This is a genomic window from Pseudomaricurvus sp. ABR4_320, from assembly GCF_056159445.1.
Window position 1 is genome coordinate 295,649 of the sequence record NZ_JBSWVF010000006.1, and the last position, 16,110, is coordinate 311,758.

10 protein-coding genes are annotated in these 16,110 nt (G+C 51.3%); 9 read left to right on the forward strand and 1 reads right to left on the reverse strand.

The window, feature by feature from the left end; genetic code table 11:
- Positions 1-118: 118 nt before the first annotated feature.
- Positions 119-2,689 carry a penicillin-binding protein 1A gene (locus ACXAFR_RS14765; protein ID WP_475178196.1) on the reverse strand — a complete coding sequence of 857 codons (2,571 nt, stop codon included), beginning with the start codon at positions 2,687-2,689 and terminating at the stop codon, positions 119-121.
- A gap of 148 nt (positions 2,690-2,837) precedes the next feature.
- Between ACXAFR_RS14765 and ACXAFR_RS14770 the strand changes: the two genes are divergently transcribed.
- The 9 genes from ACXAFR_RS14770 to gltB all read left to right on the forward strand — a co-directional run bounded on the left by ACXAFR_RS14770 (position 2,838) and on the right by gltB (position 16,110).
- Positions 2,838-3,905, forward strand: coding sequence for a pilus assembly protein PilM (locus ACXAFR_RS14770; RefSeq protein WP_475178197.1), 1,068 nt, complete (start codon positions 2,838-2,840; stop codon positions 3,903-3,905).
- A complete protein-coding gene (locus ACXAFR_RS14775) occupies positions 3,905-4,501 on the forward strand; it encodes a PilN domain-containing protein (RefSeq protein WP_475178200.1) in 597 nt (198 codons plus the stop codon). Before ACXAFR_RS14770 ends, ACXAFR_RS14775 begins: the two co-directional genes overlap by 1 nt.
- A gap of 2 nt (positions 4,502-4,503) precedes the next feature.
- Entirely contained in the window at positions 4,504-5,115 is a 612-nt protein-coding gene (locus ACXAFR_RS14780; protein ID WP_475178202.1) for a type IV pilus inner membrane component PilO, read from the forward strand.
- A 3-nt stretch (positions 5,116-5,118) separates the two neighbouring features.
- Entirely contained in the window at positions 5,119-5,646 is a 528-nt protein-coding gene (locus ACXAFR_RS14785) for a pilus assembly protein PilP (protein ID WP_475178204.1), read from the forward strand.
- A gap of 5 nt (positions 5,647-5,651) precedes the next feature.
- The gene (locus ACXAFR_RS14790; protein WP_475178205.1) at positions 5,652-7,811 is read left to right on the forward strand and encodes a type IV pilus secretin PilQ; all 2,160 of its coding nucleotides are present in this window, start codon (positions 5,652-5,654) and stop codon (positions 7,809-7,811) included.
- Positions 7,812-7,816: 5 nt separating this feature from the next.
- The gene (aroK, locus tag ACXAFR_RS14795) at positions 7,817-8,347 is read left to right on the forward strand and encodes a shikimate kinase AroK (RefSeq protein ID WP_475178207.1); all 531 of its coding nucleotides are present in this window, start codon (positions 7,817-7,819) and stop codon (positions 8,345-8,347) included.
- A gap of 91 nt (positions 8,348-8,438) precedes the next feature.
- Positions 8,439-9,521, forward strand: coding sequence for a 3-dehydroquinate synthase (gene aroB, locus ACXAFR_RS14800; protein ID WP_475178209.1), 1,083 nt, complete (start codon positions 8,439-8,441; stop codon positions 9,519-9,521).
- A gap of 110 nt (positions 9,522-9,631) precedes the next feature.
- Positions 9,632-11,428, forward strand: coding sequence for an SPOR domain-containing protein (locus ACXAFR_RS14805; protein WP_475178211.1), 1,797 nt, complete (start codon positions 9,632-9,634; stop codon positions 11,426-11,428).
- Between the two features lie 230 nt (positions 11,429-11,658).
- Positions 11,659-16,110 (forward strand): glutamate synthase large subunit, encoded by a 4,452-nt coding sequence (gene gltB, locus ACXAFR_RS14810; protein ID WP_475178212.1) that lies wholly within the window; start codon positions 11,659-11,661, stop codon positions 16,108-16,110.

The following is a 16,110-nucleotide window of genomic DNA, read 5'->3' on the forward strand; positions in this document are numbered from 1 at the left end:
AAGAAGATGCCTCAATCCTTTGGATTGGGGCATTTTTTTGGCTCTTTATTTGTCCGAAACTGGATATTGATTCTTGCTTCGGTGGGCTGCGCGCCGAACGCCGGCGCACCGCTCGACACTAAAACAGCTCTTCTGTAATCGGCTCCTCATCGCTTCCTGAGCTGTCGTCGTCACCTTGTAGGTCGACGGGTTCATCGCTGTCTTCGAAGGGGGGGATGGTATCCACTAAAAACAATTCAAAAATGGCGTCTGGATTGCTTGCGTTGGCGCGTTTACCGGTTGCCGGGTCGATGCGGACACTGGCGAGGCCGTCGGGTAGCACGCGCGGCTTTTCAGCGACACCATCGAGTGCAACTCTCATAAAGTCGATCCAAATAGGTAGCGCTGAGGTGCCACCGTATTCTCTGCGACCCAGTGGGGAGTTTTGGTCAAACCCGAGCCAGGTTGTAGTGACCAAATTTGGGTTGTAGCCTGAAAACCATGCATCTGTGGGGCCATTGGTTGTGCCGGTTTTACCTGCGAGGTCATCGCGCTCAAGCACCCTGGCTTTGCGTCCTGTTCCGCGTCGTATGACATCGCGAAGCATATCATCAACCAGGTAGGCTATTTCAGGAGAAATGACTCGAGGAGCCTCAGGAAGGGGTTCTTCTTCGGGGGCTGGGTCCGATGTCGAGAGTTCCTCCATCAGTGCTGCTTCCAGGTCAGAAATATCCATGTCTGCTTGGCTATTGTCTGGCTGCTGTGTGTTCTCCTCAGCGTCTGATTTTTCGCAGCTTTCACAGACGGTCGCTGGCTTGGCTTGATAGATGTTCTCTCCGCGAACATCCTCGATGCGGGTAAGAATGTAGGGTTTGACCTGGTAGCCACCGTTGGCGAATACCGCATAGCCTGTTGCAACTTGAATCGGGGTAAGAGTCGCACTGCCGAGCGCGAGCGACAGGTCCCTAGGTAGCTTGCTTTCGTCAAATCCGAAGCGGTGCATTCCCTCGATTGCAGTGGCAATCCCAATGCGTCGTAATACCCTGATCGATACTAAGTTGCGGGACAGGTACAGTGCTTGTCTTAGGCGCGTTGGCCCGAAGAAGCGCCCGCTGGCATTTTCTGGTCGCCAGGTACCTTCGAGAGACGCATCATTCAGGACAATGGGCGCATCGTTAATGATGGTGGCAGGAGTTAAGCCGTTCTCCAGCGCGGCGGTATAGACAAACGGCTTGAAATTGGAGCCAGGTTGACGTTCAGCCTGGAGCGCGCGGTTGAAGTGGCTCTGACTAAAGTCCAGACCACCTACGATAGTTCGAATGGCGCCATCTTTGGGGTCGAGTGAGATCAACGCCGCTTGGGCATCGGGAATCTGGCTAAGCTTCCAGCCGTCTTCGTGGTTGCTGACGCGGATAACATCTCCCAATTTGAGAAAATCTGGCGCAGATTCCGGCGGTGTTCCACGCCGACTTTCTGATATATACGGGCGCGCGTCGCTGAGGCCGTCGTCCCATTCCAGGCGGCCACGAGTTCCATCATCCAAAATGAATTCAACGGTCTTTTCTTCGACATGAGTGATTGCGGCTGCTTTCAATCCAGCAATGGATTTGAACGATTTTAGCGTCTGTTGCCATTCTTCAATGGGTGGTTCCGGGGAGATGGTAGCGGAATCAGGTGCTGGCTCTTTAGGTGTTGAAGCTAAATTCTCATCCTCCGGGGACTCACCTAACAAGTTGCCCTCCGGGCCTCGATAGCCATGGCGTTTATCGTAGGTCATTAAACCGTCTACAACGGCTTGTTGACCGACTGATTGAAGCTTGGAATCAACGGTGGTGTAGACGTTGTAACCATCTGTATAGGCTGACGAGCCGAGTATGGCTACCGCTTCACGCCGAGCCATTTCCGCTGCGTAGGGCGCGTAGAGTTGGAGGCGAGAGCCGTGATAGCTCGCTGTGACGGGTTCGGCCAAAGCACTACGGTATTCGGCGTCGCCGATATATCCAAGTGTGAGCATGCGCCCAAGAATCCAGTCTCGTCGAATAAGCGCTCTGCTCGGATTGACGATCGGGTTGAATGTCGAAGGTGCCTTTGGAAGGCCTGCAATCATTGCCAATTGTGCCAAATTTAACTCTCTAATCGGCTTTCCATAGTAGACCTGTGCCGCCGCTTCGACACCATAAGCCCGATTGCCCAAGTAAATTTTATTGACATAAAGTTCGAGAATATCTTCCTTGCTGATCTCTTTTTCAATCTGCAAGGCCAGCAGAATCTCATTAAACTTTCGGCTAAAAGTTTGCCTGCGCGTTAAGAAGAAATTACGCGCCACCTGCATGGTGATTGTGCTGCCTCCCGTCTGAATCTGGCCGCTTTGTACCAATTGTGAAGCGGCTCGCAGAAGTCCTTTGATATCCACGCCAGAATGGGAATAGAAACGGTCGTCCTCTGCGGCAAGGATGGCATCGATAAACAATTGGGGTGTGTCCTCAATCGCAATCGGATTGCGACGTTTTTCTCCAAATTCACCAATGAGTTGGTTATCACTGGAAAAAATGCGCAATGGGGTCTGTAATTTTATTTGTCGCAGTGACTCCACTTCCGGCAATTTCGGACTAAGGTATAGATAGATGCCAGAAGCAAGAAGAAGGACTGAACAGGCCCCGGCAAAGGAAAGCCAGAGCACGAATTTGAGAACCTTTTTTGTGAAAGTCATGGATGTCCGTATAGCAGGGCAGGAGTCGCTCGGTTAGCACCGTCAGTGGCAGTGGAAATTTCCGCGGCAGTGTTGGGGCTTCCTTAAGCGTAATTGGATTTGGATGCACAAGCAAAGTTGCATCTAACAAGTGGATATTGAAAGCAAAATGGGAATTCTAGGTTTCTTAGAGCGTAAAGCCAAACCGGTTTTGGGACTGGATATCAGTTCTTCATCGATTAAGGTGTTGGAATTGAGCCGCCAAGGCGACGGTTACCGTGTTGAATCTTATGCGGTCAAGCCGCTGCCCCCCGGTAGTGTGGTAGAGAAGAATATTACCGATGTTGAAGTCGTAGGTGAAGCTATTCGATCGACCATTGGTTTGGCTAAGACCAAACTGAAGGAAACATCGATTGCTGTTGCAGGCTCATCGGTGATTACGAAACTCATTGAAATGCCTTCGGGGCTCAACGACGACGTTCTGGAAACCCAGATCTCTCTTGAAGCCGATCAGTATATTCCCTTCCCGCTAGAAGAGGTTGCTCTGGATTTTGAGGTTCAGGGTGTCTCAGAGGTCAATCCTGAGCAGGTCAATGTCCTCCTGGCCGCTTGTCGACGTGAAAATGTGGATATGCGAGTTTCAGCGTTGGAATTGGCAGAGCTGAACCCAAAGGTTGTGGACATTGAGGCTTACGCTGTCGAAAGAGCTTTCGCGTTAATCAACGAACAATTTGAAGAGCAGCGTGATCAAGTAGTTGCAATTGTCGACATTGGCGCGACCATGACCACTTTGAGTGTTCTGGTTGATGGTCGCACGGTATATACCCGCGAGCAATTGTTTGGTGGCAAGCAGCTCACCGAAGAAATTCAGCGTCGTTATGGTTTATCGGAAGAAGAAGCCGGTATTGCAAAAAAGCAGGGTGGCTTGCCTGAGGATTATGAATCCGAAGTATTGGAACCATTCCGCTATGCCGTCGTGCAACAGGTGACCCGCTCGCTACAGTTCTTCTTTTCATCAAGTCAATACAACGATGTTGATCAAGTCATTATCGCAGGGGGAACGGCTTCTCTGCCTGGCCTGACCGACGTCTTGGCTGAAAAGTTGGGAACACCCGTAACGCTCGCCAATCCCTTTGCCAACATGAGCGTGGCTCCCAAAGTTAATTCCGTCGCATTGGCTAACGATGCGCCGGCCCTAATGATTGCTGCCGGATTGGCAATGCGGAGTTTCGACTGATGGCAAAGATTAACCTTCTTCCTTGGCGCGACGAATATCGCCGCGAGAAACAGAAAGAGTTCCTAACGGTCCTGGGTGGCATTGGAATGTTAACCGTTTTATCGGTTTATGTTTGGATGACCATGATCAACTCTTCGATCGAGTATCAAGAAACACGTAACCAGCTTCTCACTAAAGAAATCGCGCAATTGGAAGAAAAGGTTGCAGAGATTCGAGAGTTGAAAAAGCGACGCGCAGAATTGCTCTCACGGATGCAGGTCATTCAAGGGTTGCAAGGTGAGAGACCAGTCATTGTTCGCTATTTCGATGAGTTGGCGCGTGCTGTACCTGAAGGCGTTTACCTAACGACCCTAAAGCGGACGGGTGAAACAATTTCTCTGGAGGGTGTCACTGAGTCTAACGTTCGAGTGTCGTCGTTTATGCGTAACTTGGATTCTTCAGAATGGTTTACTTCTCCGAATTTAAAGTCGGTGAAAGCTGCACCTAAGTATGGCGATGCTGCCAGTGAATTTACGATGACGTTTGGCACGATTAAGCCGGTAGAGAGCGACGATGAAGTCGACGGCCGAGTCGCCCAAGCTGGAGGGAGGGGTTAAGGATGGCTATGCAGGATGTCATGGACCAGCTGAACAACTTCGATGTTAATGACATCGACTGGTCTCGAATCGGAGTTTGGCCGATCGCTGGAAAAATCACATTGTGCATTATTGTCTGCGCAATTCTGGTGGGTGGCGGTTACTACTTCTTCATCAAAGATCTCAATGTGAAATTTGATAGAGTGCAGCAAGAAGAGCAAACACTTCGAGATACGTTTAAAACTAAAGCGTTTCAAGCTGCAAATCTAGATGCTTACCGAGAGCAAATGGTTGAAATGGAACATTCGTTTGGCGCCTTGCTTGAACAATTGCCTAGCGATACTGAGGTTCCAGGTTTACTCGAAGATATTGATGAAAAAGGCACTGAAAGTGGCTTGGCAATCAACAAGATCGAGCTGCGTCCAGAACAAAAGCAGGAGTTCTATATAGAGCTGCCTATTTCCATTGAAGTTACTGGCCCCTACCACGATTTCGGAACGTTTGTCAGCGGCGTGGCAGGTATGCCACGAATCGTAACTTTACATGATTACGAAATTCGCAAATCTAAAGATAGTGGTACGTTGGATATGACCATTCTTGCCAAAACTTACCGCTATGTCAGCAGGGAGCAGTAAGAGATGTCATTGAATAGAAGTGTCAGCTTGCTGGCTGCAGTCCTGGTGCTCGGCGGCTGTGCAGCGAGAGATCATCAGGATCTGGTCGAATATATGCAGACGACAAAAGAGAAACCGTCCGGTCATATTGAGCCTTTGCCGCCGTTCGTCCCATATCAAAATTTCACATATAGCGCGATGACTATGCGCAGTCCATTCGATCCCCCGGTGGAGCAGGTCGAAGACATGGTGGTATCCCGGGCGTCCGATGTAAAACCGGATACAAATCGGGAGCGCGAATTTTTAGAAGGTTTTAATCTTACTGGGCTAAGAATGGTTGGTACCTTAGCTCGTGGCGGAATTACCTGGGCTTTGATTGATGACGGTCAGGGTGGCATTCACAGGGTCACTGACGGTAACTACTTAGGTAAGAATCACGGACGCATTGTGGCGACCTCACCTTTCCAGATCGAGATTATCGAGATCGTTCCAAATGGTTCTCAAGGTTGGGTTGAACGTCCACAGGTCCTACAATTAGCGGAGAAGGAATAATTAACATGATTCGTGCGCGTCTAAAGACTCGACTGCTTGGAGTCGCAATTGCTGCGGGCCTTGGATTAACCGCTCAGTCCGGTTCCCTGTTTGCCGCTGCCCTGGAAGATATTCGCTTTGCGGAATTACCGGGAGATCGTTTTGAAGTTCGTCTGGATTTCGATAGCCTACCGGATAAGCATACGGGTTATACGATCGATGATCCAGCTCGGATTGTTCTCGACTTTGATGATGTCGACAGTAATCTGGCGAAGACGAAATTTCCGTTGTCATTTGAGAACGCAAAGTCTGCCGTTATATTAAGTACTTCAGATAAGACAAGACTGGTGTTGAATCTGGATAAACTGGCAGCATATTCCACTCGAGAACAGGGTGATGCCCTAGTAATTGAAGTGGGAAGCGCAAGCAGTGGTGGCGTTGCGACAACCAGTAAGGCCAGTCGGCCTTCGGCGAAATCTAATGCAAGCCAGTCTGTTGCCGCGGCAGATGAGGAAATTCGTAATATCGATTTCCGCAGAGGTGAGGAAGGCGAAGGTAAAGTGATCGTTGACTTGAGTCAGTCTGCGGTAGATATCGACGTCGACCAACGTTCCGGCAATATTCACATCACCTTTTTAAATACGGATCTACCTGGAAGTCTCCAGCGTGCTCTGGATGTCGTTGATTTTGCGACGCCAGTATCGATGGTTAACGCTAGGCAGGTGGGTGCGGATACGCAACTGGAGATTCAGGCGAACGGTGATTACGACTACCTAGCCTATCAGACGGATAACACATACGTTGTTAGCGTAAAGCCTCTGACCAAACAGCAAGTGGAAGAGCGCCGCAAAGCTTTTGCGTTTTCTGGTGAAAAGCTCTCTCTCAACTTTCAGGATATCGAAGTTCGCTCCGTGCTGCAGTTGATCGCTGATTTTACCGGCCTCAACTTGGTGGCGAGTGATACGGTAACCGGCAACATTACCCTGCGTTTGGATAGCGTACCTTGGGATCAGGCGCTTGATTTGGTTTTAAAAACCAAGGGGCTTGATAAGCGTCAAGTGGGCAATGTGTTGATGGTTGCGCCCGCGGCCGAAATCGCTGAGCGTGAGCGTCAGGAGCTGGAAACCCAGAAGCAGTTGCAGGAACTGGCTCCGCTCTATACCGAATATGTTCGCGTTCGTTACGCCAACGCGGAAGAGCTGTTCAAACTGTTTGATTCCGACGAAAACGGCAGCGGTAATGGCGGCGGGTTCGGCGGTAGTGGTGATGGCAACAGTACGAAGAGCATTTTGTCGGAGCGCGGCTCTGCTATTGTCGATGCCCGTACCAACAGCATCATTCTCACGGATACCGCAGAGAAAATTGCGGAATTTCGTAAATTAATCGAGCAGGTCGATATTCCCATTCGTCAGGTCATGATCGAGGCTCGTATCGTCATTGCGAATACCGACTTCGATGAAGAGCTTGGTGTGAAATGGGGGGTTGCTGGAATAGACACTCCTGGGAACTCTGTGGTCGAATTCGCGGGTTCTTACGAATCCCTGGATAGTGATCCAGGTACTCCTGCTGACTTCTTTTTGAACGGTGGAACGACAGACATTGATGAAAACCTGGCTGTCGATTTGGGGGTCGCCAATCCCGCGGGAAGCTTCGCGTTGAGTGTATTGAGCGACAATATCCTGCTGGGTATGGAGCTCTCCGCGCTTGCCAGTGCGGGTCACGCGGAATTGGTGTCGCAGCCAAAAGTGATCACTGGCGACAAGCAGGTGGCTCATATCCAGTCGGGTACTGAGATCCCCTATCAGGAAGCGACATCTTCGGGAGCAAGCTCAACCTCATTCCAGGAGGCCTTGCTGAAACTGGAAGTGACGCCGCAGATCACACCAGATAACCATATCATCATGGATCTTTTGGTGAATCAGGATTCTGTCGGAGAGATCTTCGAGGGAGTTCCATCAATCGACACGACGGAATTGGAAACCCAGGTGTTGGTTGAAGACGGTCAAACTGTGGTTTTGGGTGGCATTTTCCAGACAGAGCAAATCGTCAGCGAAACAAAAGTTCCGTTTTTGGGTGATTTGCCGTACATTGGCAGGGCGTTCAGACAGAACGTAAACAGTGAGACGAAGCGCGAATTGCTGATCTTCATCACTCCACGTATTCTGGCGGAAAAACTTAACCACTAAAATCTATGTATCCAAATGTCGTACTTGTCGGCCCAATGGGGGCCGGCAAGTCCACTATCGGCAAAGTCCTTTCCAATATTCTTAAAGTTCCTTTCTACGACAGCGACCGCATTATTGAGCAGCGTTCTGGCGCGGATATCCCGTGGATATTCGATGTTGAGGGCGAAGAGGGCTTTCGGCAACGCGAGACCGCTGTATTACGTGAATTACTCCAAGGGCCGGAAGGCGTTATCGCTACTGGTGGCGGTATCGTAACTCGACCTGAAAATCGCGATCTCTTAAAGGGCGATGTGCCTGTTATTTACCTGACGGCAACTCTAAAGCAATTGGTGGAACGTACGCAGAAAGACAAGAAAAGGCCTCTGTTGCAGGTTGAAAATCCTGAAGAGCGAATTCGGCACCTGTTTGCGGAGCGCGACCCTCTTTATCGCGAAGTGGCAAACGTCACCGTGCCCACCGGTCGTAGAGGACCTAAAGCGATTGCTCTCCAAATCGTAGACTATTTGACGCCGCAGTCCGTCAGCTCCTCCAGTTAATGGCGCACCCAGTCCGGGTTTAAGTTTCCCCTGGTGTGACGTGGTAGACTTCCACCCTTCGAAAATGGCTTGTGGTGAGAGAGATACCAAAATGCAAACACTGACCGTTGAACTTGGCGATCGAAGCTATCCAATCTTTATTGGCCAGCATTTGTTGGGCGACACGAATCTGCTTGCGCCATACATTCGCGGGCGCCAAGTATGTATTGTGACCAATGAAACCGTAGACCCCTTATTCGGCGATATGCTGAGGCAATCTCTCGCTGACTACCAGGTTACGACGGTGATTTTGCCTGATGGTGAAAGCCACAAAACCCTTGCCAAGCTTATGCAGGTCTACGATGGGTTGCTCGCCAACGGCCACAACCGAACCACGACGGTTATTGCATTGGGAGGGGGGGTTGTTGGTGATATGGCCGGCTATGCCGCTGCGAGTTATCAACGCGGCGTTGATTTTATCCAAATTCCTACCACGTTGCTCTCCCAGGTTGACTCTTCTGTTGGTGGAAAAACCGGTGTTAACCATCCGCTCGGCAAAAACATGATTGGCGCATTTTACCAGCCCAAGGCGGTGATTATTGACACTGAAGTGTTGGCCAATTTACCTGATCGAGAGTTCAGTGCTGGCGTTGCGGAGGTTATTAAATATGGCCTCATTTGCGATGCAGAATTTTTTATATGGCTCGAAGATAACTTAGATGCGCTTATGGCAAAAGATAGCGCCGCGATGACATTCGCCATTCAGCGTTCTTGCGCCAGTAAGGCTAATGTTGTCGCCAGAGATGAGCGTGAAGGCGGTATTCGTGCCATTTTAAATCTCGGCCACACCTTTGGCCATGCGATTGAAACACACGAAGGCTACGGCGAATGGTTGCACGGCGAGGCTGTTGCGGCGGGAATGGCTATGGCCGTGGATCTTTCTGTTAAATTGGGTTGGGTTGAGCCATCTCTGTTGGATCGGACATGTCGCTTGCTCGAACGCAGCAGATTGCCCACTGCTCCACCGGCGGGAATGGCTCAGGCGGATTTTCTTGAGCTTATGGCGGTTGACAAAAAGGTGCTCGATGGGCGTCTACGTCTGGTGCTTTTAAAAGGCTTGGGCATTGCGGTGGCGACCTCTGAGTTTGATATGCAATGCCTTTTGGCAACTCTTCCGGCAACATCTGACGATTAATTGACGTTTTCTGCCTTGGCAAGAGGCAGGGTCTACTATACTGCCTTGGTGAATACCTTAATCAAAAGGTTTGCCATGGCATCCATTCCATTTTCTCAGCCTGCAGAATTATGACTGTGGGCGTCTCTCCATCTTTCAGTGATTATTTGACTGTGGACAATCTGCGGGATGAGCGGACTCCGCCAGAGTCTTTTACATCGGGTGTCTCGAGCAAAACGCTTGATGAATTGATGCAGCTCGTCAACTTTGGCGCACCGCTGCTCGTGTTTGCCGAGAGCGACACGCTGCAACGGCAGTCTTTGACTGATCGGGTGCGTGATGAGGCCTCCGCTGCCGGGTGGCAAATCACTGAAATTCAAGGCACTCAGTCGGCACCTGCCGCTGTCGCTCTGGCCGAGTTATTGGTAACCCAAGAAGGGCTTGCGTCTGCCTCGGCGTCTCAAGAGTCAGAATGCTCCGTTTCGCTCATTTCAGACTGGCGTCTGATTATTGTGGAGGATGCGCATTGCCTAAATGACGAAAACCTGAATCGGATCGTTCGTGCCTTTACCGGATGCTGGTCTCTACAAAAGGCCGAGGTAGGTGACGAGTGGCGTGTAGATCGGCCCGGGTTAAAGTTGTTGCTCCTGGGCGATTTGCACCGCCGGCGTGATTTAATTACCACAGCCGCGGCCGCATTGCCTTGGAATTGGCTTGAAAATTATGTCGCTGTGGACGTTTCAGAGTCGCGTCTACTTGATGACTATAAATCTCCGAAGCGTAGACCTTTGATTAGGGCGGAGGGGCGCTCGGAGCCCGCTGGGGAATTGGCTGACGTTTCTGAATTTTTGTCGTGTTATTGGGATGCTGTTTGTGAAAGTGCCGGGTCTATTCCCTGGCGAAAGGTTTTGAATCGCAATTCGGCACTTGGCGCGTCACTATTGACGATCGCCGGGCTGGTCGCGGTACTGGTCGTTCAGCAGCTATACGATTCTGACGCTGCTGGCCAGATTTCCGATGTGCCCGTTCTTAGTGCGGTAAACTCCAATTCGGAGGTGGGTGAACCATTTTGGACTGAAGATCGTCCGGATCAGCCACTGCTGGAAGAGATTTCTACCAAAGCTTTGCCAGAAGAGCATATGCTCGCTGACTTGGAACAGTATCTGCCACGGACAGCGGAAGAAAATAGTGCTTTATCGGCATCGGTTGGGGCTTCAGACGTTGAGATGCTGGAACAGAAGCTGCTAGAAGAGCAATTACAGGCAGAGAAAACCAGAGTCATAACGGAGAATGCCTCTGATATTAATGGCATAGACGATGCCGCAAGCGCCTCAAGAGACACTGACAATATTGCGGGCACTGAGCAAGGATTCGATGCTGTTGGCAAGCCCTCGCAAGCCATGGCGAGCGAGCCTGAACGGAGAGAAAGCTCACCGGCCAGTGTCTCCGACGAAAGTGTCGAAAAACCGTCGTCTGAATCTCGTTCAACTGAGGTATTATTGCCAGCGAGCGCGAACCCTGCGAAACTTGCGCCCGCCGCGACTGGCTCGAAGCCTTTAGCAGAGGCGAAACGCACGACCGCTGAGGTCCAGGATTCGATAATTAGTCCCGCCGAACTTCACGAGATTCCGGCAGGTAGCTACTTCATTCAGATTCTGGCGGGTCGCTATCAGGGGGATGCAGAAGAGTTTCGAGTCGCGCAGGATAACCGTGATAAGTTGCGAATTCTCGATTTGTCGAAACAGGACCGAAGCTGGTTTTTGGTGTTGGCTGGGCCTTTTGACGGCTTCTCTGAAGCGCGCCAAAAGATGGCCGATTTGCCAGATTCGCAGCGTGGTATGAAGCCGTGGTTACGACTGGCTGAGAATCTGCAAAAGCAGGTAAAAAAGCCCCAGGCTGATACTGCCGGAAGGGGGGATTCTGAGTAGATTCTGAGCAGCATAGAGTCTCTCGCCAGACGTCCCCGGCAGGCCTTTGCCTTGCGTAGAGGGCGTCGAGCGGGTAGTATTTTTTGTCCAATCTTCAAAGGAGCCCCTCATTTCGTTAGGGGCTTTTTTGTCTGGTAAGGCGAAATTTGCGTACTTGTCGACCGCAACTGGGCGATTTTCCTGAAGCAAACGCCATATAAATTTTACTACCTTTGTTTGAGAGACCGCGTATGAGCACAGGCCTCTATCAGCTTGATGAGTTCAAAGATAACTGTGGTTTTGGGCTAATCGCTCATCTGCAGGGCGATACCAGCCACCGGTTGCTGGAAACAGCCATTGAATCATTAACTTGTATGACCCACCGGGGCGGTATTGCCGCAGATGGCAAAACCGGCGACGGCTGTGGTTTGCTCATGCAGAAGCCGGACACGTTTCTGCGCAAAGTGGCCAAGCAGGATTTAGATCTTGATCTCGGAGCCAATTACGGTATCGGCTCGATCATGTTGTCGCGTAAGGCGGCAGCAGCAGAGGCTGCGCAAGCGGTCTTCGAAGAGGAGATGGCTGGTCAACAGCTCAAAGTCTCAGGTTGGCGGGTCGTTCCTACAAACAAAGATTGTCTTGGCCCAATTGCCCTGGCAACGTTGCCGTCGTTTTATCACGTCTTTATCGAACCCGCTGTTGAAATGACGCAGCAGCAGCTTTGCGCAGCCCTGTTCATGGCGCGGCGCAAGGCGGAAAAGCGTCTGGAAGACGATCCCAGTTTTTATGTCGGCAGTCTTAGCTCGACGGTAATTTCCTACAAGGGCCTGATGATGCCCGTGGATCTACCGCAGTTCTTCCCTGATCTGGCCGATCCGGCGTTGGAAACGGCCATCTGTGTCTTCCATCAGCGTTTTTCTACCAACACCATGCCCCGCTGGCCTCTGGCTCAGCCATTTCGCATGTTGGCCCATAACGGTGAAATTAACACTGTGATGGGGAATCGGAATTGGTCAGTGGCGCGCACTCCGAAATTCCAGAGTGAACTTCTGCCAAATCTCAGCGAAGTTACCCCGCTGGTTAATCGTACGGGTTCGGATTCGTCCAGTCTCGATAACATGTTGGAAGTCCTGCTGACCGGTGGAATGGAGCTGCATCGGGCTGTGCGCATGTTGGTGCCGCCGGCTTGGAACAACATGGAGTTGATGGATCCGGACCTGCGTGCGTTCTACGAATACAATTCCATGCATGTCGAACCGTGGGATGGCCCAGCAGGATTGGTTATCACCGACGGACGTTACGCGGTATGTACTCTAGACCGCAATGGGCTACGGCCTTCGCGCTGGGTAATTACAAAAGATGGTTTTATCACCGTCGCTTCTGAAATTGGCACTTACAGCTACGATCCTGCCGATGTGGTCGCTAAGGGTCGCCTTGGCCCTGGTCAAATTCTTTCTGTCGATACGCAGGACGGCAAGCTCTACCACACCAGTGATGTGGATCAGATGCTCAAGGCTGGCAATCCGTACAAGAAATGGTTGCGCGAGCAGGCGATGCGCCTGGAGAGCACTTTTAAGCTGGAGCAAACCGATTCCGTGCTTTCCCGGGAAGAGCTCAAAGTCTTCCTAAAGCTTTTCCAGGTGTCCTATGAGGAGCGGGATCAGGTCTTGAGGCCAATGGCCGAAAGTGGTCAGGAAGCAGTTGGTTCTATGGGTGATGATACACCTATGGCGGTTCTGTCTCGGCAGGGGCGCTGCCTTTACGATTATTTCAGGCAGCAATTTGCTCAGGTGACAAATCCTCCGATCGATCCTCTGCGTGAAGCGATCGTTATGTCCCTGGAAACCTGTGTTGGTCGCGAGCGCTCATTGTTTGATCAAACACCAGAGCACGCTAAGCGTATAATCCTCACCTCTCCTGTCCTGTCTCCGGCCAAGTTCCAGTCATTACTGGACTGCCATGACGACGGTTACGAAGTTCAGGAGTTTGATCTGAATTACGACCCTGCTGCCATGTCTTTGCAGCAGGCGATTACCAAACTCACTGACGACTCAGTGTCGGCAGTTCGCAGTGGAAAGGTGCAAATTGTCCTCACCGATCGTGAGATCAACGAAGGTTTGTTGCCAATACATGGCTTGTTAGCTGTTGGTGCCGTGCATCATCGATTGACCGCGGAGGGGTTGCGCTGTGACGCGAACATCCTGATCGCCAGTGGTACTGCGCGAGACGCGCATCAGGTTGCGACGTTGATCGGTTATGGCGCAACGGCCGTTTATCCTTATCTCAGCTATCAGATTCTTACAGAAATGATCGAAACCGGCGAGTTGCTGTTGGATGCAACGACCGCGTTTAATAATTACCGCAAGTCCATCAACAAAGGCTTGATGAAAATCTTGTCCAAGATGGGGATTTCGACTGTTGCGTCATATCGTGGCGCCCAGTTGTTCGAGGCGATCGGACTTAACGAAGACGTAATCGATCTCTGCTTCGCCGGGACATCCAGTCGCATCAAAGGCGCTGGATTTGAGGAGCTGGAGACGGACCAAAAAGCATTGGCGGCAGTCGCCTGGAAATCGCGTAAGCCGATTGCCCAAGGCGGTTTACTGAAGTATGTCCACGGTGAGGAGTATCACGCCTTCAATCCTGATGTGGTGCAGGCGTTGCAGAAAGCTGTGAAAGGTGGGGACTACTCGGCTTGGCGAGATTATGCCCAGTTGGTAAATGATCGCCCTGCAGCAACCCTACGGGACTTACTGGAGCTGCGCGACGACATAAAGCCAATCAGTATCGACGACGTTGAGCCCATGGAGTCTATCGTGCGTCGCTTTGACTCGGCGGCGATGTCCCTCGGTGCATTGTCACCTGAGGCTCATGAAGCGCTCGCTGAAGCTATGAATACGCTTGGTGGTCGTTCCAACAGTGGCGAGGGTGGTGAAGATCCTGCCCGTTTTGGCACCAATAAAGTATCCAAAATTAAGCAGATCGCGTCCGGTCGATTTGGTGTTACGCCGCACTATCTGGTGAATGCTGAAGTCTTGCAGATCAAGGTCGCCCAGGGAGCTAAGCCTGGAGAAGGCGGTCAGTTACCTGGTGGTAAAGTCAATGAGTTGATCGCTCGCCTGCGCTATTCGGTCCCCGGTGTTACATTGATTTCGCCGCCGCCTCATCATGATATTTACTCGATCGAGGATTTGGCACAGCTTATTTACGACCTCAAGCAGGTCAATCCTGAAGCGTTAGTTTCGGTCAAGTTGGTCTCGCGGCCAGGTGTTGGCACGATTGCCGCCGGTGTGGCGAAGGCCTACGCAGATCTCATCACTATTTCGGGTTACGATGGTGGTACCGCTGCCAGTCCGCTGACGTCTATCCGTTATGCCGGCTCGCCTTGGGAGTTGGGTTTGAGTGAGACACATCAAACCCTGCGGGCCAATGATCTGCGAGATAAAGTGCGCGTGCAGACTGACGGCGGACTTAAGACTGGTCTGGATGTCGTCAAGGCAGCCATTCTCGGTGCGGAGAGCTTTGGTTTCGGCACCGCGCCGATGGTTTCACTGGGATGTAAGTATCTCCGTATCTGCCATTTGAACAACTGTGCAACCGGTGTTGCGACCCAGCAGCAGCGACTTCGGGATGATCACTACATCGGCACCGTAGAAATGGCGATGAATTTCTTTAAATTTGTTGCTCAGGAAACCCGTGAATGGATGGCTCGGATGGGTGTGCGCACCATCGATGAGTTGGTCGGTCGTGTCGATCTCTTGTCGCCAATTACCGGCGCCACCATCAAGCAAAGTAAGTTAGATCTGTCTCCGGTTATTCACTCTGACAGTTTGCTGGAAAGTAAGCCTCAGACCTGTGCCGTATCACGCAATGTACCCTACGATAAGGGCGAATGCGCTGAGCGAATGGTCGAGGCAATACTTCCTGCGATTGAAGCTAAGCAAGGCGGACAATTTAATTTTCACATTACCAATTGCGATCGCTCTATTGGTGCTCGCCTGAGCGGTGAAATTGCCAAGCGCTATGGTAATCAGGGAATGGCTGACGCCCCAATACGAGTTGATTTGACGGGTATCGCCGGGCAGAGTTTTGGCGTTTGGAATGCGGGTGGCCTGGAACTTTACCTGGAAGGGGACGCAAACGATTATGTTGGTAAGGGTATGGCTGGAGGCAAAATTGTCATCCGTCCACCCAAAGAGTCAGAGTTTAAGTCCCAAGAAACTAGCATTATGGGTAACACCTGTCTTTACGGCGCGACGGGCGGTAAGCTTTTCGCAGCTGGAAAAGCGGGTGAGCGCTGTGCGGTCCGTAATTCAGGTGCTCAAGTTGTCGTAGAAGGTGCTGGTGACCACTGTTGTGAGTATATGACAGGGGGCATCGTTACGGTGCTTGGCAAAGTGGGCGTGAATTTTGGGGCTGGTATGACCGGCGGGTTTGCCTATGTCCTCGACCAGAGCAACACCTTCGTGGACAAATACAACCACGAGTTGATTGAGATTCACCGCATTCATCGGGAGTCTTTGGAGGCTCATCGGCATCACTTGCGCAATATCATTGCGGAATTTGTCGCCGAAACCGATAGTGCCTGGGGTAAAGAATTACTGGAAAACTTCACCGATTACGTCGGCAGGTTCTGGTTGGTAAAACCCAAAGCCGCTGAATTGGAGCAGCTGCTAGAGCATGTGAAGCAGCGGGGCGAATAA

What these genes read in the sequence shown, in the direction of transcription:
- aroB (WP_475178209.1), top strand. Translation starts at nt 8,439, where the DNA reads ATGCAAACACTGACCGTTGAACTTGGCGATCGAAGCTATCCAATCTTT.
- ACXAFR_RS14765 (WP_475178196.1), bottom strand. Translation starts at nt 2,689, where the DNA reads ATGACTTTCACAAAAAAGGTTCTCAAATTCGTGCTCTGGCTTTCCTTT.
- ACXAFR_RS14790 (WP_475178205.1), top strand. Translation starts at nt 5,652, where the DNA reads ATGATTCGTGCGCGTCTAAAGACTCGACTGCTTGGAGTCGCAATTGCT.
- gltB (WP_475178212.1), top strand. Translation starts at nt 11,659, where the DNA reads ATGAGCACAGGCCTCTATCAGCTTGATGAGTTCAAAGATAACTGTGGT.
- ACXAFR_RS14785 (WP_475178204.1), top strand. Translation starts at nt 5,119, where the DNA reads ATGTCATTGAATAGAAGTGTCAGCTTGCTGGCTGCAGTCCTGGTGCTC.
- ACXAFR_RS14770 (WP_475178197.1), top strand. Translation starts at nt 2,838, where the DNA reads ATGGGAATTCTAGGTTTCTTAGAGCGTAAAGCCAAACCGGTTTTGGGA.
- ACXAFR_RS14775 (WP_475178200.1), top strand. Translation starts at nt 3,905, where the DNA reads ATGGCAAAGATTAACCTTCTTCCTTGGCGCGACGAATATCGCCGCGAG.
- aroK (WP_475178207.1), top strand. Translation starts at nt 7,817, where the DNA reads ATGTATCCAAATGTCGTACTTGTCGGCCCAATGGGGGCCGGCAAGTCC.
- ACXAFR_RS14805 (WP_475178211.1), top strand. Translation starts at nt 9,632, where the DNA reads ATGACTGTGGGCGTCTCTCCATCTTTCAGTGATTATTTGACTGTGGAC.
- ACXAFR_RS14780 (WP_475178202.1), top strand. Translation starts at nt 4,504, where the DNA reads ATGGCTATGCAGGATGTCATGGACCAGCTGAACAACTTCGATGTTAAT.